We start from the raw sequence: 22,181 nt of genomic DNA on the forward strand, positions 1-22,181 counted from the left end.
TATCCACCCGCAACATCGGTTGCACAACCCGAGGGTAGGCGGGTGGCGGCTCGTCAACCAGTCGCCGCGACCCGCCTTACCCCAGCCGCTCGATGATGGTGGCGTTGGCCATGCCGCCGCCTTCACACATCGTCTGCAGGCCATAGCGCCCGCCCCGCTGCTCAAGGGCATTGACCATCGTGGTCATGATGCGAGCACCGCTGGCGCCCAACGGATGTCCGATCGCGATCGCACCGCCGTTGACGTTGGTCTTGGCCAGATCGGCGCCGGTGTCCTGAGCCCAGGCCAGCACCACGGGCGCGAAGGCCTCGTTGACTTCGAACAGGTCGATGTCGGTCAGCGTCAGGCCGGAGCGCTGCAGCACCTTCTCGGTCGCCGGGATGACGCCGGTCAGCATGTAGAGCGGGTCGTCGCCGACCACGGTCGTGGTGTGAATCCGCGCCAGCGGGCGCAGGCCCAGCTTCTTGGCGACCTCGCTGGTGGTGATCAGCACCGCGGCGCTGCCGTCGGACAGCGGCGATGAGTTGCCCGGCGTGATCTCCCAATTGATCTGCGGGAAGCGCTGTTCCATCTTCTCGCTGTAGAACGCCGGCTTCAGCGTGGCCAGCGTTTCCACCGTCGTCGCCGGCCGGATGATCTCGTCGGTGTACAGCCCGGCGATCGGGATCAGCTCGTTCTCGAACAGCCCGTCCTTGGTGGCGCGGGCGGCCTTGTCGTGGCTGCCCGCGGAGAACTCGTCGAGCTGGGTGCGGGACAGGCCCCACTTCGCGGCGATCAGCTCGGCGCTGATGCCTTGCGGCACAAGTCCTTCGGGGTAACGAGTGGCCATGCCGTCGCCGAACGGGTCGCTGCCCGGCAATACCTGGGTGCCCATCGGGACGCGGCTCATCGACTCCACGCCGGCGGCGATCACCAGGTCGTAGGCCCCGGCGATGACGCCCTGGGCGGCGAAGCTGATGGCCTGCTGGCTGCTGCCGCACTGCCGGTCGATCGTCACACCGGGAACCGACTCGGGGAAGCCCGCGCCCAGCAACGCGTTGCGGGCGATATTGACCGCCTGATCGCCGACCTGGGTGACGGCCCCGGCGATGACGTCGTCCACCTGCGCCGGGTCCACACCGGTGCGGGCCACGAGTTCGCGCAGGCTGTGCGCCAGCAGGTCGACGGGCAGCACGTCGTGCAATGCGCCGCTGGCCTTGCCCTTACCGATCGGGGTGCGGACGGCGCCGACGATTACGGCGTCGCGACCTTGGAATGCGGACATGGCTCCTCCTGGAGACCTGGGTATGAATCGATATACTTAGCAAAACGCCTAGGTATACTAAAATCAACCCAGATGGGAGGTGATCTACATGACATTTCTGCAGGGCGCCCTGGCGGATCGCGACAAATGGTCGCCGGTCGGTCAGTGCGCGATCGAGAAGACGATGACCGTGGTCGGCACCAAGTCCGCGATGCTGATCATGCGCGAGGCGTACTACGGCACCACCCGGTTCGACGACTTCGCGCGCCGGGTCGGCATCACCAAGGCGGCCACCTCGGCGCGGCTGACGGAGCTGGTCGACCTCGGGCTGCTGGCGCGCCGGCCGTATCGGGAGCCGGGGCAACGCAGCCGCGAGGAGTACGTGCTGACCGAGGCGGGCATCGACTTCATGCCGGTGGTCTGGTCACTGTTCGAGTGGGGACGCCACCACCTGCCGGGCCGCCACAAGCTGCGGCTGACCCATCTGGGTTGTGGCGCCGAGGCGAGCGTCGAGATTCGGTGCGCCGAGGGCCATTTGGTGCCGTCCGACGAGCTCGGCATGCGGCTGGCTAAGTCTCCTAACGGCTGACCTGCTGCTCAACCACCGGTCGCGGTGAGAATGGTGCGCGCCACCAATTCGGGATCGTCGAACATGGGAACATGCCCGACATCCGGCAGTATCTCGAACGCCGCACCCGGCAGGCGCTTACGCGCGACTTTGCCGAATGTGCTGACGGGGAAGATCGAATCCTTCTCCGACCATGCGAGGGTAATCGGACACGGCAGCGGATCCAGCGGGGCGACCTGCTCCGCGTCAGTGGAAAGAACCTCCTTGCTGACCGAGCAGGCGGCGACCGTCCGATTCAGCTCGACGAGCTTGTCTGCGGTCACTCGATCGCCGTGGCAGGCGCTGTTGAAGAATCGCAGCGCAAACCGACGCCCGATGGCCGGCTTGAACATCAAGTGGCCGACGGGCCCGGCGAGGACGGTGAGCCGACACCCCACGTCGATCTTGCGGATTTTGCCCGCTGCCTGCGCGTGCGCCGGCCCGTGCCCCGTCGACCAAAAGCCGGCCGGCGAAAACGCCGTGACGGTGGATGCCCGGCCGCGCCGGGCCAGTTCGATGGCGACGAACCCGCCCAGCGAATTGCCGGCCAGGTGCGGATGGCGCAGTCCGTTCTCGTCGAGATAGGCCTGCGCCGCGTCGATCACATCCCATATTGTGGCCGGACGGCGTCGAACCTGTGGCCCTCCGCTATGACCGAGCAAGCTGGGTGTGAACACCTGGTGCCGGCTCGACAACAGCGCTGACACGTCCTGCCACACGTCGCCTGACAAGAGAAACGGATGCAGCAGTACCACCGGGGGTTGGTCATTGGCCATGGGTCCTCCTTGACGGTCAGGCTTAAGTCTCCCTGAGCGCGGCCAGCAACCGGCGGGCCGCTTCGACGCGGCGGAACGCGGGGCCGGACAGCGCGTCCAGCGCGCACTCCGGGTCGGCCGGTGGCCCCATGTGGCCGCAGCCGCGCGGGCAATCCTGCACGGTCTCAGCCAGATCCGAGAAGGCCATCAGCACGTCGTCGGGCCGGATGTGGGCCAGCCCGAACGAGCGGATGCCGGGCGTGTCGATCACCCAGCCGGAGCTGGACAGGGGGAGCGCGACCGACTGCGTCGAGGTGTGCCGGCCCCTGCCGATGTCGGTGACGTCGCCGACGGCTCGATCGGCTTCTGGCACAAGCCGATTCACCAAGGTCGATTTTCCGACGCCGGAATGGCCGAGCAGCACGGTGATCTTGCCGGCGAGCAGGTCCGCCACGGCCAGCAGGGGATCGTCGCGGCCCGCGGCGACCACCGTTAAGTCCAGATCCGCGAATTGCTTTGCGAACGGCTCGGGCGGCGCGAGGTCGGTCTTGGTCAGGCACAGGATCGGCGTCAGCCCACCGGCATAGGCGGCGATCAGCGCCCGGTCGACCAGACCGGTGCGCGGCGGCGGATCGGCAAGCGCCACCACGATCAGCAGTTGATCGGCATTGGCGACGACGACCCGCTCGGTGGGATCGGTGTCATCGGCGGTGCGCCGCAACACCGTTCGCCGCGGCCCACGCCGCACAATCCGGGCCAGCGTGTCCGGCCGCCCGGACAGATCGCCCACCACGTCGACGTCGTCGCCGACCACGATCGGGGTGCGGCCCAGCTCGCGGGCCCGCATCGCGGTGACCCGGCAATCGGGCCGGCCGTTCAGTACGCATCCCCAGCGCCCGCGGTCGACGCTGACCACCATCGCGGCCTCGGCGTCGGCGTGCTCGGGACGGGTTTTGGTCCGGGGTCGTGAACCCCGGCCGGATCGGACCTTGACGTCGGACTCGTCGTAGTCGCCCGGTCTCAAACGTTGGACTCCAGCATGTGTGCCCACAGCTGCGGGAATTGCGGCAATGTCTTGGTGGTGGCGCCGATGTCGTCGATCTGCACTCCGGGCACGCGCAGCCCGACGATCGCGCCGGCCATCGCCATCCGGTGATCGGCGTAGGCGCGCCACATCCCGGCATGCAGTGGTGTCGCGGTGATCACCAGGCCGTCGGCCGTCTCCTGGCAGTCGCCGCCCAGCCGGTTGATCTCGGCGCTCAACGCGGCGAGCCGGTCGGTCTCGTGCCCCCGCAGATGCGCGATGCCGGACAGGCGCGACACCGACCCCTCCGCGGCCAGCGCCGCCAGCGCCGCGACCGACGGCGTCAGTTCACCGACCGCGCGCAGGTCGACATCGAAGCCCGGGTAGGCGTCCTCCGGGCCCCGCACTTCCAGATGTGAATCAGTCTGGGCGACAACGGCATTCAGCTTTCCCAACACATCGAGAATGTCGTCGGCGGGTTGCACGCTGGTCGACGGCCAGCCGGTGATGCGGACGGTGCCGCCGGTGACGACGGCCGCCGACAGGAACGGAACCGCGTTCGTGAGATCGGGTTCGACATCCCAGTGCCGGGCCGCGACGGTGCCGGGGCGCACGTGCCAGCGGTTGGGTACCGAGTCGTCGATGCCGACTCCGCCCTGCCGCAACATCGCGGTCGTCATCGCGATGTGCGGCGCCGAGGGGAGCGAGGAACCGGTGTGCTGCACGGTCAGGCCGTTGCTGAACGACGCACCGCACAGCAACAGGCCGGACACGAATTGCGACGACGCCGACGCGTCGATGGCCACGGTGCCGCCGGCGACCGATCCGCTGCCCAGCACCCGGAACGGCAGACCGGTGCCCTCGATCGGCACGCCCAGGTCGCGCAGCGCGTCGAGCAGCGGTGCGATCGGGCGGACCCGGGCTTGTTCGTCGCCGTCGAATTCCACCGGTGTGCTGGCCAGCGCCGCCAGCGGCGGCACGAATCGCAACACGGTGCCGGCCAGGCCGCAGTCCACCCGGGCGCCGGGGCCGGGGTCGAGCCGGCCGCTGACCGTCAGCTCGGTGCCGTCCCCGTCCACGCGCAGTCCCAGCGTGGTGAGCGCACCGATCATCAGGTCGGTATCGCGGCTGCGCAGCGCCCCGCCGATGGTCGAGGCGCTCTGGCCCTGCGCGCTGGACAGCCCCGCGAGCACCAGCGCCCGGTTGGTCTGGGATTTCGAGCCCGGCACGGTCACGGTCGCGTGCACCGGTGCCGGCGCGGTCGGGGCCGTCCACGGGTCGATGCTCACGGCTTCATCCTGCCGTGTCGGCGGGTGTCGTGGGTACCGGGCACCATGGAAGTCATGTGTGGACGGTTTGCGGTCACGACGGATCCGGCCCTGCTGGCCGAGAAGATCAAGGCGATCGACGAAGCCACCGGTACCTCGGAGCGTGCGTCGGAGCCCAACTACAACGTGGCTCCCACCACGACGGTCGCGACGGTGGTGTCGCGCCACAGCGAGCCGGACGACGAGCCGACGCGCCGGGTGCGGCTGATGCGCTGGGGTCTGATCCCGCCATGGGTGAAGGCCGACGCGGACGGAGCTCCCGACAACAAGGGTCCGCTGCTGATCAACGCCCGGGCCGACAAGGTGGCCACGTCGCCGGCCTTCCGCGGTTCCGCCAAGAGCAAGCGATGCCTGGTGCCGATGGACGGCTGGTACGAATGGCGGCCCAATCCGGACAGCGCCGCGGGCAAGAAGACCGCCAAGACGCCGTTCTTCATGCATCGCGAGGACGGCGAGCCGCTGTTCATGGCCGGCCTGTGGTCGGTCTGGAAACCCGGCAAGGAAGAAGACCCGTTGCTGAGCTGCACGATCATCACGACCGACGCGGTGGGTGAGCTCGCCGCGATCCACGACCGGATGCCGTTGATCCTGGCCGAGCGCGACTGGGATGCCTGGCTGAACCCCGACGCCCCGCTGGACGCCGAGTTGCTGACCCATGCCCCGGATGTGCGGGGCATCGAGCTGCGCGAGGTGTCGAGGCTGGTCAACAGCATTCGTAACAACGGGCCCGAGCTGCTCGAGCCGGCCGAGCCGGAGCCCGAACAGATCACGCTGCTCTAGCCGTTACGGCGCGTCGTCGTCGTCACGGTCGGTGAGGAGTACGGAAACCGTGCTTTGCGACTGCAGAAACACAAGTGGCGCAAGGGATTTCATCAGCGTGCACTCATGGCGATTCATCGCTCACCAACGGGCAAGTGGCACAGCACTACCATGCGTATTGTGACCGGCTCGTACACGTACACATTCGACGACATCCAAAACCGCCCCGTCGCGGTGATCGGGGCGGGCACCTTGGGGCGCCGCATCGCCCTGATGTTCGCCACCCGCGGCGGAACCGTGCGAATCTACGCGCGGCGCCAAGAACAGCGCGACGAGGCCACGCAGTACGTGACCCAAGCGCTACCGAAGTTGGTGGCAGACCGTGGATTTGGCGCGGTTGGAAAAGTCATCGCCACCGGGTCGCTCGATGAGGCGTTGGCCGACGCCTGGCTGGCCGTCGAGTCGGTCCCGGAGAAGCTCGAGATCAAGATTCCGCTGTGGGGCGAGATCGACCAGGCGGCACCACCGGACACCATCTTCGGGACCAACTCGTCGTCTTTACCGTCGCGGCTAATGGGTGAAAACTTGCACGACAAAACACGTTTCTGCAACATGCACTTCTACATGCCACCGGACATCAACGCGATCGAATTGATGTCGAACGGCCAGACCGACCGCGGTCTGCTGGACACCCTGCTGACCGTGTTGCCCGAATTCGGCGTGCACCCCTTCGAAGCGCGTAAGGAAAGTACGGGATTCATCTTCAATCGCGTCTGGGCCGCCATCAAGCGCGAGTCACTGGCCGTGGTTGCCGAGGGCGTCGCCCGGCCCGAGGATATCGACGGGATGTTCAAGCTCGCCCTGGGCGTGTCGGTCGGTCCGTTCCAGATGATGGACCTGGTCGGCCTCGACGTGGTGCTCGACATCGAAAACCACTACGCCGCGCAGTTTCCCCACCTGCCGAAGAACGTGCGCGACCTGCTGCAGTCCTATATCGACGCGGGCAAGCTCGGTATCAAGACCGGCGAGGGCTTCTACAGGTATTAGTTGCTCAGAACCAAGCGCCAGTTGCCCTGAGCGTTGCGGTCCGGAACGCACCAAAAGTTGTTCCAGCCACCCGGCGTGGTGGCTTTCACGCCCGGGCCGGCGTCCTGGCAGGCCTCCCGCGTCGGATAACTGCCCTCGGTCTGAATCGTGTCGGCGTTGCCGATGCCCAGGCCGGTCGTCATCAACCCCGCGCACGCCAGCACACCGGCCGCGAAAAGTCGCTTCGTATTCATGGCCAACACGTTAGGCCTTGTCAGGCGAGTGTATGGGGGTTTTCGCCACGATGTTTATGCCCGCTGCAGCGACACCGCGGTGGCCACGGCCTCCAGCAGCCGGGCGAGTTGTGCGGCGTTGCTGATCGTGCGATCTCCGCCGGCAAGGCGGGTGAACACACCGGCGATGAACGTGGTGACGGCCGTCGTCTGCGTGTCGAGCAGTTCGGGATCGTCGGTGCCCGGCTGAAGGTGTGCGATCGCCTCGTGGGCCATCGCGTTGATCCGGGTGACGAACGTCTGGGACGTCTCGGCCAGACCGGGATCGCGCACCGCGTCCAGCAGCAGTTCGTGCCGCGCCCGGTTCAGCATCAGACCGGGCCCGTGCGCCTGCATCATGGTCAGCTCGGCCAGGTGCGCGAACGGCGCGAGCGGGTCGAGCGGCTCGTCGATCACCGATTGCAGGTTGGCGACGTCGATTTCGGCGATCCGCCCGCCGACGCCGCGCAACAGCGCCGCCCGGGTGCGGTAGTAGTACGACGTGGTGCCCTCCGGCACCCCCGCACAGCGATCGACCTGCCCATGCGTCAGGCCGCGGGATCCCCGCTCGGCCAGCACCTGGATCGCGGCGTCACACAGTGCGCGGCGGCGCTCGTCGCCGTTGCGTTTGCGGGATCCGGTGCCGGCTGCCATGGGTCACCGCAGGACGGTGCCGCCGTCGATGTTGACGACCTGACCGTTGATCCATTCGCCTTCCTCGGACAGCAGGAACGCGACGAGGGCGGCGACGTCCGCCGGCTCGCCGACGCGGGTTCCGCGGATGCGCTTGAGCGCCCCGGCCTGCAGGTCCGGCCATTGCGGCACCGCGCGGATGGCCTCGGTCGCGGTGAACCCCGGCGCCACCGCATTGCAACGGATGCCGTCCTTGCCCCACCGGGATGCGACATGGCGGGTCAGCGCCCCGATGCCGGCCTTCGCGGTCGCGTAGGCCGGGCGGGCGGGCTCACCCTGAAACGCCGCCGCCGAGGACATGTTGACGATCGCCCCACCCCCGCTGGCGAGCATGCGCGGGATGGCGTATTTCATCGCGGCCACATACCCGCGCAGGTTCACCGTCATCACGCGATCCCACACCTCGAAGTCGATGTCGACGACATCGGTGTCGGCACGGATCGTGCTCATGTCCGCACCGACGTTGAACAGCAGGTCGACGCCGCCGTAAGTCGTTGCGGCCGAATCGATCAGGGCGGACACCGACGCGGTATCGGCGAGGTCGAATGCCATGTGGACGGCCGTGCCGCCGGCCGCGGCGATGCGTGCGGCGGTCTGTTCCGCGGCGTCGGCCGCGACGTCGCCGATGACGACCCGGCAGCCCTCGGCGCCGAGCCGGGTGGCCGTCGCGGCACCGATGCCGGTGGCGCCGCCGACCACGATCGCTACCCGTTCGGCCAAACCGCGCAGTCCCATGGATATTGACTTTACCTCTAGAACTGTAGAGGATCGCAAGTCATGGCCGGAATCCACCGGGAGCGTCCCGGGGCAGCCGATCTCGCGGCGGCAACCGACACTCCCGCGACGCCGCTGGGCAACGACATCTGGATGTCGCCCGGCGTCTCCAACTCCTACGCGGTCGCCACCGACGACGGGCGGGTCATCGTCAACGCCGGACTGGTGTTCGAGGGCCCGTTGCACCGCAAGGCTTTTGCCGGCGTACCGGGCCCGGCGCGGGCCATCGTCGTCACCCAGGGTCATGCCGACCACTGGGGCGGGGTCAACACGCTGCGCGACGACGGCACCGACGTGATCATGCACCGCAACTACCGGTACTGGCGCGACGACAACAGTCTGCTGATGGGCTATCGGGTGCCCAAGACGTCGTTCGCGTTCGGAAAGTTCTCCGACGCCGTGCTCGAGCACTTCAAGACCATCGATCCGGCGACGATCGACTTCTCCTTCCCCGAACCGACCACGACGTTCGACCGCCACCACGAAATGACGTTCGGCGGAAGAACTTTCGAGCTGGCCTGGACGCCGGGCGGCGAGACCACCGACGCGCTGGTGGTGTGGTTGCCCGAGGATCGAATCCTGTTCAGCGGCAATCTGTTCGGCCCGCTGTTCGGACACGTGCCGAATCTGATGACCATCCGAGGCGACAGGTACCGCGACCCGATTTTGTACATCGAGTCGCTGAACACCGTGCTGAATTACGAGCCGCAGCGCCTGATCACCGGCCACTTCGACCCGATCGAGGGCACCGATCGCATCGCCGAGGAAGTCACCGCGATGCGCGACGCCATGCAGGCCGTGCACGATCGCACGGCCGAGTTGATGAATTCCGGCACCGACCTGCACACGGCGATGCGCGAGGTGACGGTGCCCCAGCAGTTCGACGTCGGCGAGGGCTACGGCAAGACCGCCTGGAACGTGCGTGCCATCTGGGAGATGTACACCGGATGGTTCCGGCACCGCTCCACCACCGAGCTCTACGGGGTGCCACCGGATTCCGTTGCGGCCGATGTGGTTAACGCCGCCGGCGCCGACGCGCTGGTCGAGGCGGCCCGCGCCCACGTCGACAACGGGCGGCCGCTGCAGGCGATCCACCTGACCGACCTGATCCTGTCCGCCCAACCGGCGCACCCGGCGGCGCGCGCGGTGGCCGCCGACGCGCACGAGGCGCTGCTCGCCGGCACCGAAAACTTCTGGGAAAAGGCCTGGCTCACCAAATCGATCAACGAATTGAGGACCTCAGAATGAACTCCATCAGGTTCGACTTCACCGGCGCCCAGGTGCTGGTGACCGGCGGAACCAGCGGCATCGGCAATGCCATCGCCGCCGAATTCGCCAAGGCGGGCGCCGCGGTCACCGTGACCGGCACTCGTGAGTCGACCGCCGACTATCCAGAGATCGACCTGAGCGCATTCACCTACCGGCAGTGCCGGATCCAAGATCCCGACGCCGTCGACGCGCTGGCGGACTCGCTCGGCGAACTCGACGTTCTGATCAACAACGCGGGCGGCCCGTATCCCGCCGGCGACGAGTACGACCCGGACGGCTACGTCGCGTCGGTGACGCAGAACATGTTGGGCCCCATGCGGTTAACCATGCGCTGCCACGAGCGCCTGAAGGCGAGCAATGCGCCCGGCGGCGCCAGCGTCGTCAGCGTCGTCTCGATGTCGGCGTTCCGTTCGGCGGTCTTCGTCCCGGGATATGCCTCCTCGAAGATGGGCCTGATCGCGCTGACGATGAACCTCTCGCGTCGGTGGGCCAACGACGGAATCCGGGTCAACGCGATCGCGCCCGGTTTGATCGATACCCGAATGACGCATCCGGCCATGGGCGTTCCGGAGATCATGGACGTCGAGATCGGTTTCCACACCCCGTTGGGCCGACCCGGAACACCGCAGGATTGCGCCGGCGCGGCGCTGTTCTTGTGTACCGATGCCGCGTCGTACATCACCGGCAGCACGATCGCCGTCGACGGCGGATACCTGACGGTCTGAACGATGGGCGAATACGACAACCTCGCGACCGCCGACGACGTCCTCAAGCTGGCGGCACAGCGCACCGGGCTCACCGAAATCGAATCCGACTCGTGGCGGGACGGATTGCAGCTCATCCTCGACGACGTCAACAACTCACCGGCGTTCACCCAGTACGGCCGGGAACGAATCCTCAACGACGCGACCGACGCCCTGGGCCGACGGCTGCAGGTCCACGGCTACATTCGGCAGCATCCCGAGGTGCTCGAGGTGCCCGTCGAGCGGCCGCTGATCGTGCTCGGCATGCCGCGCACCGGCACCACCGTGATCAGCTACCTGCTCGACCAGGACCCGGGCCGTCGCTCGCTGCTGCACTGGCAGTGCGTGGACCCGATACCGCCGGCGCCCACCGAGTCGCTGCGCACCGACCCGCGCTGCCTGGCCCTGCTGGAGGAGCAGCGCAAGATCCTGGAGATGGTGACGCAGGCGAAAGTGCCGCTGCCGCACTGGGAAGACGCCGACGGTCCCACCGAAGACATGTTCATTCACAACCAGGACTTCAAGGGCCTGTCCTGGGATTCGTTCCTGTCCACCTCGCGGTACTCCGAATGGCTGTTCGACGAAGCCGACATGACGAGCACCTACGAGTATCAGAAGCGCTATCTGCAGGTGCTGCAGTCCACCGCGCCGGGTGCCTGGAGCCTGAAAATGCCGTCGCATTCGGTGCACATCGAGGCGTTGCTGAAGGTCTTCCCGGACGCCCGGCTGGTGTGGGCGCATCGCGACCCGTACAAGGCCACCGGGTCGCTGGCCAACCTGTGGAAGCTGCCCAAGGGGATGACGCATCAACCCGAGGCCATCGATCTGCAAGCCATGGGGCGCAATGCGAAGTGGCAGATGGGCTATCACGTAAACCGGCCGCTGCGGGCCCGCGAGCGCATCGGCGACGACCGCTTCTTCCACATGTACTACCACGAGATGATGCGCGACCCGATGGATGTGATGCGCCGCATCTACGAGTGGGCCGGCGATCCGCTGACCACGGAAACCGAAGCGCGCATGCGCAATTGGCTCGCCGAGCATCCGCAGGACCGGTTCGCGCTCAACTCCTACAGCCTCGACGAGTATGGCCTGAGTGTCGAACAACTCGAGCCGGTCTTCGCGGAATACCTGAACACCTTCGACATCGAACTCGAGGCGGCGCCATGAAAATGTCCGTGGTTACCGCGCCGGGTAAGGTAGAGGTCCTCGACGCCGACCGTCCGCAGGCCGGCCCCAACGACGTGCTGGTCCGGATGCGCGCCTGCGGCATCTGCGGTTCCGACGCGTTCTACATCAGCATCGGCGGCATTCCGCCGCGCCAGGGGCACACGCCGCTCGGGCACGAACCGGCCGGCGAAATCGTCGAGGTCGGCGACCAGGTATCCGGTATCGCGGTCGGCGATCACGTCGTGATCAATCCAATGGCGGCGCCCGACAACATCATCGGCAACGGGGGATCGACCGGTGCGCTGGCGGACTTCCTGCTGATCGAAAACGCCGTCCGCGGAAGAAGTCTCGAAGTCATCCCGACCCACGTCCCGTGGGAGGTGGCCGCGCTCAACGAGCCGATGGCCGTCGCTCGCCACGGGGCCAACCAATGCAAACCCAAGCCGACCGACAAGGTCGTCGTGTTCGGTGCCGGGCCGGTCGGGCTGGGCGCCACGCTGGCCTTCAAATCCCTTGGGGTAAGCCACGTGGTGGTCGTGGACCTGATTCCGTCCCGGCTGGACAAGGCGCTGCAAGTCGGCGCCGACGCCGTGATCAACTCCGCCGAAGAACGTGTCGTGCAGCGGCTTATCGAACTGCACGGTGTGGGCGAGGCCGGCATTCCTGGGTTGCCCGGGCGCGCCGGCACCGATATCTATCTCGATGCCGCCGGGGCGTCCGCGGTCATCGACACCGCGCTGGCCGCCGCCAAGAAGGGCGCAACCCTGGGAATCGTTGGCGTCCACAAGGAACCGGTGCCCGTCGAGTTCGTCAACATCATGAGCAACGAGATCACGATCGTCGGCTCGATGGGATATCCCGACGAGATCTTCGAGGTGACCAAGGACATCGTCGCGAACTGGGAGAAGTACGCGCTGATCGTCAGCCACACCATCGGATTCGATCACATTGGTGAGGCACTGGCCCTCGCCGGCACGCCCGGGGCGGCCGACAAGGTGGTGGTGACCTTCTAGGCGCGGGCCAGGTAATCCAGGGCGAGCTGGGCGGCGTTGGCGCCGCACATGCCGTGCGCCCCGGGCCCGGGCGGGGTGGCCGCCGAGCAGATGTACATGCCAGGTATACCAATAGTGTAGGGCGACAACGTGATTCGTGGTCCGAAGGTGAGCTGGCGAATATCTTTCGAGCCGGTCATGATGTCGCCACCGGCGTAGTTGGCGTTGAACGTGGCCATCTGGGTCGTGGTGCGAACGGCCCGGCCGACGATGCGGTCGGAGAAACCGGGTGCGAACCGCTCGATCTGGGCGATGATCGCCGCCGTCGCGTCGCCGGTGTAGCCGTTGGGGACGTGAGCGTAGCTCCACACCGGATGGGTATTGCCCACCGAACGCTGGGGATCGGCCAGGTACTGCTGGCCTACCAGCACAAACGGTCGCTCGGGCATCCGCCCGGCGTGGACGTCCCGCTCGGCGGCGGCCAGTTCGTCGTAGCTGCCGACGACATGCACCGTGCCGGCCCGACGCGCGTCCGGGTTCGTCCAGGGCACACCGCCCTCGACCGCGAAGTCGACTTTGAACGCGCCCGGACCACGCCGAAACCTGGTGAAGGCGGCGGAAATCCGGCGGGGAAGACGGTCCCCGAGGATGCCGGCGACGGCGCCGGGCGCCAGATCGAACATCGTGACGTCGGCCGGCGGCAGCTGCGACGTGTTCTGCACCCGGACGCCGGTTTCGACCATACCGCCCAAGTCGTTGAGCAGCGTGACCATCGCGTCGGCGATCGACCGCGACCCGCCCTCGGCGACGGCCCAGCCATGCCGGTGCCCGGCCGCGATCAGGCCCATCCCGATTGCCGAGGTCATCGGGTAGTGCAGCGGCCGGAAGGCATGGGCCGCAACGCCTCCGAACAACGCGCGGCCTTCCTCGGTGCGAAACACCCGCGCGAACGTCGACCCGGGCAGCAGCGTGGGCACGCCGAACCGGGCCAGCATCAGCGGGTGATGCGGAACGCGCAGCAGCGGCCCCATGATGTCGTCGCTGAGCGCGTCGAAGCGGGCGGACGAGTAGCCGAACGCCAGGCGCCACCGCGACCCGTCGCGGCCCAGGCCGGCCGCCGTCTGCTCCACCGAGCGGTACAGCACACCGGCGTTGCCGGCGTCGAGCGGATGAACGCAATCGATCTCCGGCCAGCGCCACGACAATCCGTACCGCTGTAGGCCGAAGCGGTTCAGGAAGGGCGAACCGACGGCCATCGGGTGAATCGCCGAACACTGGTCATGCAGCAGGCCGGGAACGATCGCTTCGGTGCTGCGCGTGCCGCCGCCGATCTCGTCGGCGGCCTCGAGCACGGTGGTCTGCACGCCCTTGGCTGCCAGGCAAATGGCGGCCGCCAGCCCGTTGGGTCCACTACCTACCACCAGTGCGGTACTCATCGTTACTGCACGCTACCGCGAGCGCACGGTGCCCGAGCGCTGTGCATCCAGCATTGTTGTCAATACCGGTTCGCGATGCTGAATTGTGTCGCTGCGGACATTTTCTTTTCACCAATTGTGGCGAATGATATTGAGATGGCTATTCACGACGATACCGTTTTCGAAGGCCCTCTTCGGCAACTTGCTCGCAGTGCGTGGCAAGTGCTGCTCCTCACCGGCATCCTGGCGATCGCGCTTGGGGTCATTGTGCTGGCCTGGCCAGGTCAGACACTGTTTGTTGCAGGTGTCCTATTCGGCATCTACCTGGTGGTATCCGGGGTCGGCTACGTGTTCGCCGCCTTCGGCTCACACGCCGGCGCCGCGATGAGGGTGCTGACGTTTATCACCGGCATTGTGTCGCTGATTCTGGGGTTCTTTTGCTTCCGCGAAGAATTCGAGGCGGTCACACTTTTGGCCATCTGGATCGGAATCAGCTGGCTGTTTCGCGGGATGACCCTGCTCGCCGCGGCGTTGTCCTTCGACCACATGCCCGGCCGCGGCTGGCAGGTGCTGTCCGGGCTGGTGATCGTGGTCGGCGGTGCGGTGCTGATCGTGTCGCCGCTTCGCTCGATCGCCGTGCTGACCCTGGTCGCCGGCTGCTGGCTGATCGCCATCGGCGTCGTCGACGTGATCAGCGCGCTGCAAGTTCGCGGCCGGACGAAGGCCGCCTGATCTGGCAACGTAATCCTTTGCAGCACAACGCCGGTCGCTATGCGGCCGGCGTTGTGCGGGGTGAACCGTCCCGAATGTCGTCGGGCCCGCCCGAAGCGACACGTGCCTCGTTTGCCGATCGCGGTCCGGGGCGGCTATAGACTGTGACATTTGGGGGAGTCGGTCAACTTCGATCGCACGCCGTAAAGCCCAGTCGAACGCGATCTAGAAAGTTGTGCATTGTCCTTGAAGGAAAACGAAACTCCAGGCTTGAAGCCGCATTTCGAGGACGTGCAGGCGCACTACGACCTGTCTGACGATTTCTTCGCGCTTTTCCTGGACCCGACGCGCACCTACAGCTGCGCCTATTTCGAGCGTGACGATTTCTCGCTGGAAGAGGCGCAGTACGCCAAGGTCGACCTGTCGCTGGGAAAGCTCGGGTTGCAACCCGGCATGACGCTGCTCGACATCGGCTGTGGCTGGGGCACCACGATCATGCGCGCGCTGGAGAATTACGACGTCAACGTCGTCGGCCTGACCCTGAGCCGAAATCAGCAGGCGCACGTCCAGCAACGTCTGGACGAGCATCCGTCGCCGCGATCCAAGCGGGTGCTGCTGCAGGGCTGGGAACAGTTCGACGAAAACGTCGACCGCATCGTGTCGATCGGTGCTTTCGAGCACTTCGGCCGCGACCGGTACGACGACTTCTTCAAGATGGCCTACCGGGCGCTCCCGGACGACGGGGTGATGATGCTGCACACCATCATCAAGCCCAGTGATCAGGAGTTCGCCGAGCGTGAGCTGCCGCTGACCATGACGAAGATCCGCTTCATGAAATTCATCATGGACGAGATCTTCCCGGGCGGTGACCTGCCCAACGCGAAGTCCGTCGAGGAGCACGCCACCCGGGCCGGCTTCAGCCTTGCGCTCTACCAGCCGTTGCGGCTGCACTACGCGCGCACCCTCGACCACTGGTCTGCCGCGCTGGAAGCGCGCCGCGACGAGGCCGTCGCGATTCAGTCGCAAGAGGTCTACGACCGATACATGAAGTACCTGACCGGTTGCGCCGAGCTGTTTCGCGAGGGCTACACCGACGTCGCCCAATTCACCCTCACCAAGGGTTAGGCCTGAATGTCCGCGGTGACCGCGCCGGTCACCCGGATCAGGTCCTGCGGGGCCACCGCGACGTCCCAGCCGCGCCGCCCGGCGCTGCAGAACACCCGCTGGAAGGCGAGCGCCCGCACGTCGACGACCGTGGGCAGGCGCTTGCGCTGACCGAACGGCGAGACCGCGCCGACGACGTAGCCGGTGCTCCGCTCGGCGACCGCGGGCTCGGCCATGGCCGCTTTGGCCGCCCCCAGCGCCGCGGCGGCCGCCTTCAGCGAGAGGCGGGCCGATGCCTGCACGATCGCGACGGCCAGACCGTTGGGAACCGCGATGACCAGCGTCTTGTAGATCTGCCCGGGCGCAATGCCCGCCCGGGCCAGCGCGCTGACCGCCTCGGCGCCGAAGGAGTGCTCCCGCGGATCGTGGTCGTACTTCACCACCTCGTGCGGCACCCCGGCCTTGGTCAGCGCCGCCAGTGCCGGCGTGGCGGCCACCAGAAGGCCGTTACGGCCCGGTGTACCCCGGCGGATTGACGCCGTCCACCCAGAAGTCGACGCCGAGGGTGCCGCCCGGCACACAGTTGTACACCGACAGATCGGTGACACCGTTTTCCAGCAGCACGTCCTCGCACAGCAGCATGTTGCCGGTGTACTCCTTGGCCGGCTTGTTGAGGATGACGTAGGCCGCGTCGGAGTAGACCTCCGGCTTGCGGGCCCGACCCATCGCCTCGTCGCCGCCGAGCAGGTTCTGCACCGCTGCGGTGGCCACCAGCGTGCGCGGCCACAGCGTGTTGGACGCGATGCCGTCGGCGCGCATCTCCTGCGCGATTCCCAGCGCGCACAGCGTCATGCCGAACTTGGCCATCATGTACGCCGTCGGCTTGAGCCACTCCTGCCCGAGCAGCACCGGCGGAGACAGCGTCAGGACGTGCGGGTTCTCCCGGCCCTTCATGTGCGGCAGACACGCCTGCGACACGGCGTACGTGCCGCGCACCTGGATGCCGTTCATCAGGTCGAACCGCTTCATCGGGACCTCGGCGATGGACCCCAGATTGATCGCCGACGCGTTGTTCACGCAGATGTCGATCCCGCCGAACTGCTCGACGGCCTGGGCCACCGCGGATTGGACGGAATCCGGGTCCCGGACATCCCCGACGATCGGCAGGGCCTGCCCGCCGGCCTCCTCGAGCTCCTTGGCGGCGGTGTAGACGGTTCCCGGCAATTTCGGATGCGGCTCGGCGGTCTTGGCGATCAGCGCGATGTTGGCGCCGTCCTGTGCGGCGCGTTTGGCGATGGCCAGGCCGATACCGCGACTGGCGCCGGAGATGAACATAGTTTTGCCTTGGAGAGACTTGGCGTGGGACATGGCGTCACAGTAACGCGCAGTCCCAACCGGTCGGTTGGGGGGACCTCGCCCCGGAAATAGCACGTCGGCCGGCGCTGTTGATCAAGTCGGTCTCTGAAACGCAGGTGAGCGACCCGGGCAAACAATGTCGGTCGCAGCCTCTAGATTGGGAGGAGCATCTGGTGTCAACGGCGACGAGCCTGTTAGGCAGTTCAACGGGCGAGGAGCAGTTGGCTCGCTTGTTCGCGAGTCAGGTGTCGCTGGGGGTGCTACGTGGCGACGCTGCGACGGAAGGGACCGTGTTAATCGAGATGGCCGAATCAAACGATGGCCCAGACACCGTGACCGGTTCAGACGCCGTCGAGCCCAGGCCGGTTGACGAAACCGATGAGGAGCTGACCGCGCGGTTCGAGCGCGACGCGATTCCCCTGCTGGATCAGCTCTACGGCGGCGCGCTGCGCATGACGCGCAACCCCGCAGACGCCGAGGATCTGCTGCAGGAAACGATGGTCAAGGCCTACGCCGGATTTCGGTCGTTCCGGGCCGGCACCAACCTCAAGGCCTGGCTGTACCGGATCCTGACCAACACCTACATCAACAGCTATCGCAAGAAGCAGCGCCAGCCCGCGGAGTATCCGACCGAGGAGATCACCGACTGGCAACTGGCGTCCAACGCGGAGCATTCCTCGACCGGGCTGCGTTCGGCCGAGGTCGAGGCGTTGGAGGCGCTGCCGGACACCGAGATCAAGGCGGCCCTGCAGGCGCTGCCGGAAGAGTTCCGGATGGCCGTCTACTACGCCGATGTCGAGGGTTTCCCGTACAAGGAGATCGCCGAGATCATGGACACCCCGATCGGGACGGTAATGTCTCGGCTGCATCGGGGCAGACGTCAGTTGCGCTCGTTGCTGGAAGACGTGGCCAAGGAGCGCGGCTTCATCCGGGGTGAGCAGACGCACGAGGAGGTGCCGTCATGAGTGAGTTTTCGCGCGATGGCGCCTCAGCGAGTTCGGATCCGCGCACCAAGGCCGAGTGCGCCGAATTGATCGCCGAGGTATGGACGCTGCTCGACGGTGAGTGCACCCCCGAGACACGGAAGAAGCTCAAGCAGCATCTCGAGGAATGCCCGCCCTGCCTGCGGCTGTTCGGCATCGAAGAGCAATTCAAGGCGCTGATCGCCACCAAGTGCAGCGGCGACAAGGCCCCCGAGGGCCTGCGGGAGCGGCTGCGGCTGGAGATCCGCCGCACCACGATCATCCGGGACGTGCAGTAAGGGCGAGCTTCAACGCGACCGGCGGCTAGGAGTTGGGACGCTTGCCGTGGTTGGCCTTGCTGTACTTGCGGTCACGCTTCTTGCGGCCACGCTTGGCCATCGGGAGAACCTCCGTCGTTCGTTCATGATCCGGGCGCCGGGCACCCGTCGAGTTGCCGACAATTCTCGCACGGCTCGGGCCGTGCTATTTCACACCCCACCGGGCGGCGGCCCGCGCGCCGGTATGCCCGATGATGTTGTGGTTCGATATACATGAGCTTGAGATGGAAGCCCGGACCAGCCAGCATGCGCAATGGCCGAAACGAGTGGGGTGAAGATGGCCGAGGATGTTCGAGCCGAGATCGTGGCCAGCGTGCTCGAAGTCGTTGTCAACGAGGGCGACCAAATCGGCAAGGGCGACGTGGTGGTGCTGCTGGAGTCCATGAAGATGGAGATTCCGGTCTTGGCCGAAGTCGACGGCACGGTCAGCAAGGTGAGCGTGGCCGTCGGCGACGTCATCCAGGCGGGCGACCTGATCGCCGTGATCAGCTAGCCGTTCGGCGCTTCGCACCTACCGCCGTGGGACGACGCGGGAGTATTTGATGTCCACGCTCGGTGATCTTCTCGCCGAACACACCATCCTGCCCGGCAACGCCGTCGACCACCTGCACGCGGTGGTCGGGGAGTGGCAGTTGCTGGCCGACCTGTCGTTCGCCGACTACCTGATGTGGGTTCGCCGCGACGACGGTGTGCTGGTGTGTGTGGCCCAATGCCGGCCGAACACCGCGCCCACGGTTCTGCAGACCGACTCGGTGGGCAGCGTCGTTGACGCCGACCGACTACCGCTGGTCGCCGAGGCGTTCGCGTCGGGCACCGCGCAGCTGCAAACCGCGGCAGGACAACAAGATTCGTGGCAGCTACCCGGGCCGCACGTCGCGGCGTCCCCGGTGCGCTACGCCGATCAGGTGGTCGCGGTGCTCACCCAGCACCAAACGTCGCTGCCCGCCGATCAGAACTCCGGGCAGCTGGAGACCGCCTACCGCGAATGCGCCGCCGACCTGGTCCACATGCTGGCCGACGGCACGTTCCCCGACGTCCGCGACGTCGCCATGTCGCGCTCCACGCCACGCGTGGGCGACGGGTTCATCCGGCTCGACGTCGACGGCGTGGTCGCCTACGCCAGCCCCAACGCCCTGTCGGCCTATCACCGCATGGGACTGACCAGCGAGTTAGAGGGCCACAACCTCATCCGAATCACGCGGCCGCTGATCTCGGACTCGTTTGAAGCCCAGGAGATGGCCGAGCACGTGCAGGACCTGCTGGCCGGCGGCAAGAGCATGCGGATGGAGGTCGACGCCGGCGGCGCCACCGTGCTGCTGCGGACGTTGCCGCTGGTGGTGCACGGTGCCGGCGCCGGCGCCGCGGTGCTGATCCGCGACGTGACCGAGGTGAAACGCCGCGACCGGGCCTTGATTTCCAAGGACGCCACGATCCGCGAGATCCACCACCGGGTGAAGAACAACCTGCAGACGGTGGCGGCGCTGCTGCGTCTGCAGGCCCGCCGGACCGTCAACGCCGAAGGCCGCGAGGCGCTGATCGAATCCGTGCGCCGGGTGTCGTCGATCGCCCTGGTCCACGACGCGTTGTCGATGTCGGTCGACGAGCAGGTCAATCTCGACGAGGTCATCGACCGGATCCTGCCGATCATGAACGACGTGGCCTCGGTGGATCGGCCGATCCGGATCAACCGGGTCGGCGATCTGGGCGTCCTCGACTCCGACCGCGCCACGGCGCTGATCATGGTGATCACCGAGCTGGTGCAGAACGCAATCGAGCACGCGTTCGACCTGGCCGCCCAGGAGGGGTCGGTGACGATTCGGGCCGAGCGTTCGGCGCGCTGGCTCGATGTGGTGGTGCACGACGACGGGCGGGGACTGCCCGACGGCTTCAGCCTGGAGAAATCCGACAGCCTGGGCCTACAGATCGTGCGCACCCTGGTCGCGGCGGAGCTGGACGGCACCTTAGGGATGCGTCAAGCTCCCCGCGGCGGGACCGATGTGGTGCTGCGGGTGCCGATCGGCCGTCGGTCCAGGCTGCTGCTGTAGGTACCCACGCAACAGCGCGGCCCCGACAATGTGTCGGGGCCGCGCTGTCCAGAGCCTTGGGTCAGACTCCGCTGCGGGCCTTCGTCCGGGCGTTGCGGCGCTTGAGCGCACGCCGCTCGTCTTCGCTCATACCGCCCCACACACCGGAGTCCTGACCTGTGTTAAGTGCCCATCCCAGGCACTCGGTGGTCACCGAACACCGATTGCAGACCAGTTTCGCGTCAGCGATCTGCGCGAGCGCCGGGCCACTGTTGCCCACCGGGAAGAACAGCTCCGGGTCCTCGTCGCGACACACCGCCTTGTGGCGCCAATCCATAAGTAATTACTCCTCACTATGTGCGCAGCACCGCGCACTGGCGTTATTCTTCGGCTCTTAACGCTTGCATGAGTAAGGGTCCGTCGGGTACCCCCACCATCTGTGCATGCAACCTTTCGATCGTTTCACAGGCACAACAGAAGTCAATAGCGTGAGTTAGTGCGTGGGCTATCTCACTTTGGTTAAGGCTTAGTCAAGCCCTCACTCCGTTGTACTACACTCGCCGATTACGCCGCCGACGATTTTTGGCCGCTCTCGCCGTTCGGTTCCGCATTTCCGCAGCTCAAGACGGTCTGCTTTGCGGCGGCGCGGCGACGGGAAGCGCATCGCGCACCGCCCGGAACGTCATCGAATCGCGCAGCCCGAGGTACTCGCCGTCGTACTGGCTGGCGATCGGCTCACCGCCGCACGTGATTCGCAGACAAGCGGTGTCGTCGTCGCGGACGAGTTGATCGGCTCGCGGCTGCGGGTTCTTCGCGAGAATCTGCCGCAGCAACCGAAGTGTGGGAATCACCTTCATGCTCGTGACCGCGAACACACCCAGGCCCGACTCGAAGCTGCACCCCGGGTTCGTCACCATCGGCCGGCTGTTGCTGTAGGTCCAGGGCGTGGTGTTGGACACCCAGGCGAACTTCACACCCGAGACGGGATCGCGGCCGGGCAGTTCCAGCGTCAGGTCCGGGGCGCGGCGGCTGTAGCGAATCGTGGCGGGCACCGCCACCCGCCAATAGCGCATCGGCGTGACCGCGACGCCCTTGTTGCGCTGGGCCTCCACCGCGGCCACCACCTCGGCGTCGACGCCCATTCCGGCGTTGATCACCGCGTACTGCTCGCCGCAGTCGATCAGGCTGATCCGCCGCCAGGTCTGGTGGCGGCGGTAATCGTCGATCAGCTGGATGAGCTGGTTGGTGGCGGCGACCGGATCCCGGGAGATTCCCAGCGCCCTGGCCAGTACATTCGCCGAACCACCGGGCACCACCGCGACGGCGGGGACGTGGGCCGGCCGCGGCGCGCCGGGACGGCCCAAGATGCCGTTGACGACCCCGCTCACCGAACCGTCGCCGCCATGCACGACGACCAGGTCCACCCCGCTTTCGGCGGCCGCTCGCCCGAGTTCGGTCCCATGGCCGCGGTGGTTGGTGTGCTCGACGGTGAGGTCGAGGCGGCTCTTGAGCGCATGCGCCAGCAGATCGCGGGCGGCTGGCGTGGTGGACGTGGCTGCGGGGTTCACGATCAGCACGGCTCGCATGACGCACGAGCTTAGGCGGGGCGGTTAAGG

Annotated in this window: 26 protein-coding genes; 13 read left to right on the forward strand and 13 right to left on the reverse strand. The window is 66.8% G+C overall.

The window, feature by feature from the left end:
- Positions 1 to 76 precede the first annotated feature (76 nt).
- A complete protein-coding gene (locus BN973_RS08495) occupies positions 77 to 1,264 on the reverse strand; it encodes a thiolase family protein (protein ID WP_036467302.1) in 1,188 nt (395 codons plus the stop codon).
- Positions 1,265 to 1,352: 88 nt separating this feature from the next.
- Here BN973_RS08495 and BN973_RS08500 point away from each other — a divergent pair, with 88 nt between their 5' ends.
- Entirely contained in the window at positions 1,353 to 1,832 is a 480-nt protein-coding gene (locus tag BN973_RS08500; RefSeq protein WP_036472179.1) for a winged helix-turn-helix transcriptional regulator, read from the forward strand.
- A gap of 8 nt (positions 1,833 to 1,840) precedes the next feature.
- Here BN973_RS08500 and BN973_RS08505 read toward each other — a convergent pair whose 3' ends face one another.
- Genes BN973_RS08505 through aroA form a run of 3 tightly spaced genes read right to left on the reverse strand, consistent with a single transcriptional unit; the run spans position 1,841 to position 4,912 of the window.
- Positions 1,841 to 2,626 carry an alpha/beta fold hydrolase gene (locus BN973_RS08505; protein ID WP_036467305.1) on the reverse strand — a complete coding sequence of 262 codons (786 nt, stop codon included), beginning with the start codon at positions 2,624 to 2,626 and terminating at the stop codon, positions 1,841 to 1,843.
- Positions 2,627 to 2,648: 22 nt separating this feature from the next.
- Positions 2,649 to 3,629 carry a ribosome small subunit-dependent GTPase A gene (gene rsgA / locus BN973_RS08510; protein WP_036467308.1) on the reverse strand — a complete coding sequence of 327 codons (981 nt, stop codon included), beginning with the start codon at positions 3,627 to 3,629 and terminating at the stop codon, positions 2,649 to 2,651.
- A complete protein-coding gene (aroA, locus tag BN973_RS08515; RefSeq protein WP_139830194.1) occupies positions 3,626 to 4,912 on the reverse strand; it encodes a 3-phosphoshikimate 1-carboxyvinyltransferase in 1,287 nt (428 codons plus the stop codon). Before aroA ends, rsgA begins: the two co-directional genes overlap by 4 nt.
- A 60-nt stretch (positions 4,913 to 4,972) precedes the next feature.
- On the opposite strand from aroA, the gene BN973_RS08520 reads away from it, so the two are divergent.
- A complete protein-coding gene (locus BN973_RS08520) occupies positions 4,973 to 5,737 on the forward strand; it encodes an SOS response-associated peptidase (RefSeq protein ID WP_036472180.1) in 765 nt (254 codons plus the stop codon).
- 159 nt (positions 5,738 to 5,896) lie between these two features.
- Complete coding sequence (locus BN973_RS08525; protein ID WP_036472181.1) at positions 5,897 to 6,763, forward strand: 3-hydroxyacyl-CoA dehydrogenase family protein; 867 nt, start codon at positions 5,897 to 5,899, stop codon at positions 6,761 to 6,763.
- On the opposite strand, the gene BN973_RS08530 is transcribed toward BN973_RS08525, so the two are convergent.
- The 3 genes from BN973_RS08530 to BN973_RS08540 are packed head-to-tail and all read right to left on the reverse strand — an operon-like array spanning position 6,760 to position 8,442.
- Positions 6,760 to 6,996: a hypothetical protein gene (locus BN973_RS08530; RefSeq protein WP_036467312.1), complete on the reverse strand. Its 237-nt coding sequence runs from the start codon at positions 6,994 to 6,996 to the stop codon at positions 6,760 to 6,762. The two genes, BN973_RS08525 and BN973_RS08530, sit on opposite strands and share 4 nt — an antisense overlap.
- Before the next feature lie 54 nt (positions 6,997 to 7,050).
- Positions 7,051 to 7,668: a TetR/AcrR family transcriptional regulator gene (locus BN973_RS08535; protein ID WP_036467314.1), complete on the reverse strand. Its 618-nt coding sequence runs from the start codon at positions 7,666 to 7,668 to the stop codon at positions 7,051 to 7,053.
- A 3-nt stretch (positions 7,669 to 7,671) separates the two neighbouring features.
- A complete protein-coding gene (locus BN973_RS08540) occupies positions 7,672 to 8,442 on the reverse strand; it encodes an SDR family NAD(P)-dependent oxidoreductase (protein WP_036467317.1) in 771 nt (256 codons plus the stop codon).
- Positions 8,443 to 8,484: 42 nt separating this feature from the next.
- Here BN973_RS08540 and BN973_RS08545 point away from each other — a divergent pair, with 42 nt between their 5' ends.
- The 4 genes from BN973_RS08545 to BN973_RS08560 are packed head-to-tail and all read left to right on the forward strand — an operon-like array spanning position 8,485 to position 12,676.
- Positions 8,485 to 9,729, forward strand: a complete 1,245-nt coding sequence (locus BN973_RS08545; RefSeq protein ID WP_036467320.1) for an alkyl sulfatase dimerization domain-containing protein — start codon at positions 8,485 to 8,487, stop codon at positions 9,727 to 9,729.
- Positions 9,726 to 10,475 carry an SDR family NAD(P)-dependent oxidoreductase gene (locus BN973_RS08550; RefSeq protein ID WP_036467323.1) on the forward strand — a complete coding sequence of 250 codons (750 nt, stop codon included), beginning with the start codon at positions 9,726 to 9,728 and terminating at the stop codon, positions 10,473 to 10,475. The genes BN973_RS08545 and BN973_RS08550 overlap by 4 nt, the downstream gene beginning before the upstream one ends.
- A 3-nt stretch (positions 10,476 to 10,478) precedes the next feature.
- Positions 10,479 to 11,663: a sulfotransferase family protein gene (locus tag BN973_RS08555; RefSeq protein ID WP_036467325.1), complete on the forward strand. Its 1,185-nt coding sequence runs from the start codon at positions 10,479 to 10,481 to the stop codon at positions 11,661 to 11,663.
- Positions 11,660 to 12,676, forward strand: a complete 1,017-nt coding sequence (locus BN973_RS08560) for a zinc-dependent alcohol dehydrogenase (RefSeq protein ID WP_036467328.1) — start codon at positions 11,660 to 11,662, stop codon at positions 12,674 to 12,676. Before BN973_RS08555 ends, BN973_RS08560 begins: the two co-directional genes overlap by 4 nt.
- Here the strand turns inward: BN973_RS08560 and BN973_RS08565 are convergent.
- A complete protein-coding gene (locus BN973_RS08565) occupies positions 12,673 to 14,091 on the reverse strand; it encodes a phytoene desaturase family protein (protein WP_036467332.1) in 1,419 nt (472 codons plus the stop codon). The genes BN973_RS08560 and BN973_RS08565 overlap by 4 nt on opposite strands.
- 135 nt (positions 14,092 to 14,226) lie before the next feature.
- On the opposite strand from BN973_RS08565, the gene BN973_RS08570 reads away from it, so the two are divergent.
- Together BN973_RS08570 and BN973_RS08575 are read left to right on the forward strand one after the other, a co-directional pair.
- Positions 14,227 to 14,802 carry an HdeD family acid-resistance protein gene (locus tag BN973_RS08570; RefSeq protein ID WP_036467335.1) on the forward strand — a complete coding sequence of 192 codons (576 nt, stop codon included), beginning with the start codon at positions 14,227 to 14,229 and terminating at the stop codon, positions 14,800 to 14,802.
- Positions 14,803 to 15,021: 219 nt separating this feature from the next.
- Positions 15,022 to 15,906 carry a cyclopropane mycolic acid synthase family methyltransferase gene (locus BN973_RS08575; RefSeq protein ID WP_036467338.1) on the forward strand — a complete coding sequence of 295 codons (885 nt, stop codon included), beginning with the start codon at positions 15,022 to 15,024 and terminating at the stop codon, positions 15,904 to 15,906.
- Here BN973_RS08575 and BN973_RS08580 read toward each other — a convergent pair.
- Complete coding sequence (locus BN973_RS08580; protein ID WP_036467342.1) at positions 15,903 to 16,382, reverse strand: YbaK/EbsC family protein; 480 nt, start codon at positions 16,380 to 16,382, stop codon at positions 15,903 to 15,905. The two genes, BN973_RS08575 and BN973_RS08580, sit on opposite strands and share 4 nt — an antisense overlap.
- Positions 16,383 to 16,392: 10 nt before the next feature.
- The gene (locus tag BN973_RS08585) at positions 16,393 to 17,253 is read right to left on the reverse strand and encodes an SDR family oxidoreductase (RefSeq protein WP_036467344.1); all 861 of its coding nucleotides are present in this window, start codon (positions 17,251 to 17,253) and stop codon (positions 16,393 to 16,395) included.
- A 290-nt stretch (positions 17,254 to 17,543) separates the two neighbouring features.
- Between BN973_RS08585 and BN973_RS08590 the strand changes: the two genes are divergently transcribed.
- Together BN973_RS08590 and rsrA are read left to right on the forward strand one after the other, a co-directional pair.
- The gene (locus BN973_RS08590; protein WP_036467346.1) at positions 17,544 to 18,206 is read left to right on the forward strand and encodes a sigma-70 family RNA polymerase sigma factor; all 663 of its coding nucleotides are present in this window, start codon (positions 17,544 to 17,546) and stop codon (positions 18,204 to 18,206) included.
- Positions 18,203 to 18,502, forward strand: coding sequence for a mycothiol system anti-sigma-R factor (rsrA, locus tag BN973_RS08595; protein WP_036467348.1), 300 nt, complete (start codon positions 18,203 to 18,205; stop codon positions 18,500 to 18,502). The genes BN973_RS08590 and rsrA overlap by 4 nt, the downstream gene beginning before the upstream one ends.
- A gap of 25 nt (positions 18,503 to 18,527) precedes the next feature.
- Here the strand turns inward: rsrA and BN973_RS32180 are convergent, their stop codons facing one another.
- Positions 18,528 to 18,602: a 50S ribosomal protein bL37 gene (locus BN973_RS32180; protein WP_003416889.1), complete on the reverse strand. Its 75-nt coding sequence runs from the start codon at positions 18,600 to 18,602 to the stop codon at positions 18,528 to 18,530.
- Positions 18,603 to 18,818: 216 nt separating this feature from the next.
- Here BN973_RS32180 and BN973_RS08600 point away from each other — a divergent pair, with 216 nt between their 5' ends.
- A complete protein-coding gene (locus tag BN973_RS08600; protein ID WP_036472182.1) occupies positions 18,819 to 19,034 on the forward strand; it encodes a biotin/lipoyl-binding carrier protein in 216 nt (71 codons plus the stop codon).
- Between the two features lie 49 nt (positions 19,035 to 19,083).
- Positions 19,084 to 20,586: a sensor histidine kinase gene (locus BN973_RS08605; RefSeq protein ID WP_036467349.1), complete on the forward strand. Its 1,503-nt coding sequence runs from the start codon at positions 19,084 to 19,086 to the stop codon at positions 20,584 to 20,586.
- A gap of 61 nt (positions 20,587 to 20,647) precedes the next feature.
- On the opposite strand, the gene whiB1 is transcribed toward BN973_RS08605, so the two are convergent.
- Positions 20,648 to 20,902: a transcriptional regulator WhiB1 gene (gene whiB1 / locus BN973_RS08610; protein WP_036467351.1), complete on the reverse strand. Its 255-nt coding sequence runs from the start codon at positions 20,900 to 20,902 to the stop codon at positions 20,648 to 20,650.
- Between the two features lie 283 nt (positions 20,903 to 21,185).
- Positions 21,186 to 22,151 carry a diacylglycerol/lipid kinase family protein gene (locus BN973_RS08615; protein WP_036467353.1) on the reverse strand — a complete coding sequence of 322 codons (966 nt, stop codon included), beginning with the start codon at positions 22,149 to 22,151 and terminating at the stop codon, positions 21,186 to 21,188.
- Positions 22,152 to 22,181 lie beyond the last annotated feature (30 nt).

The sequence above is a fragment of the Mycobacterium triplex genome, from assembly GCF_000689255.1.
Taxonomy (GTDB): Bacteria; Actinomycetota; Actinomycetes; order Mycobacteriales; family Mycobacteriaceae; genus Mycobacterium; species Mycobacterium triplex.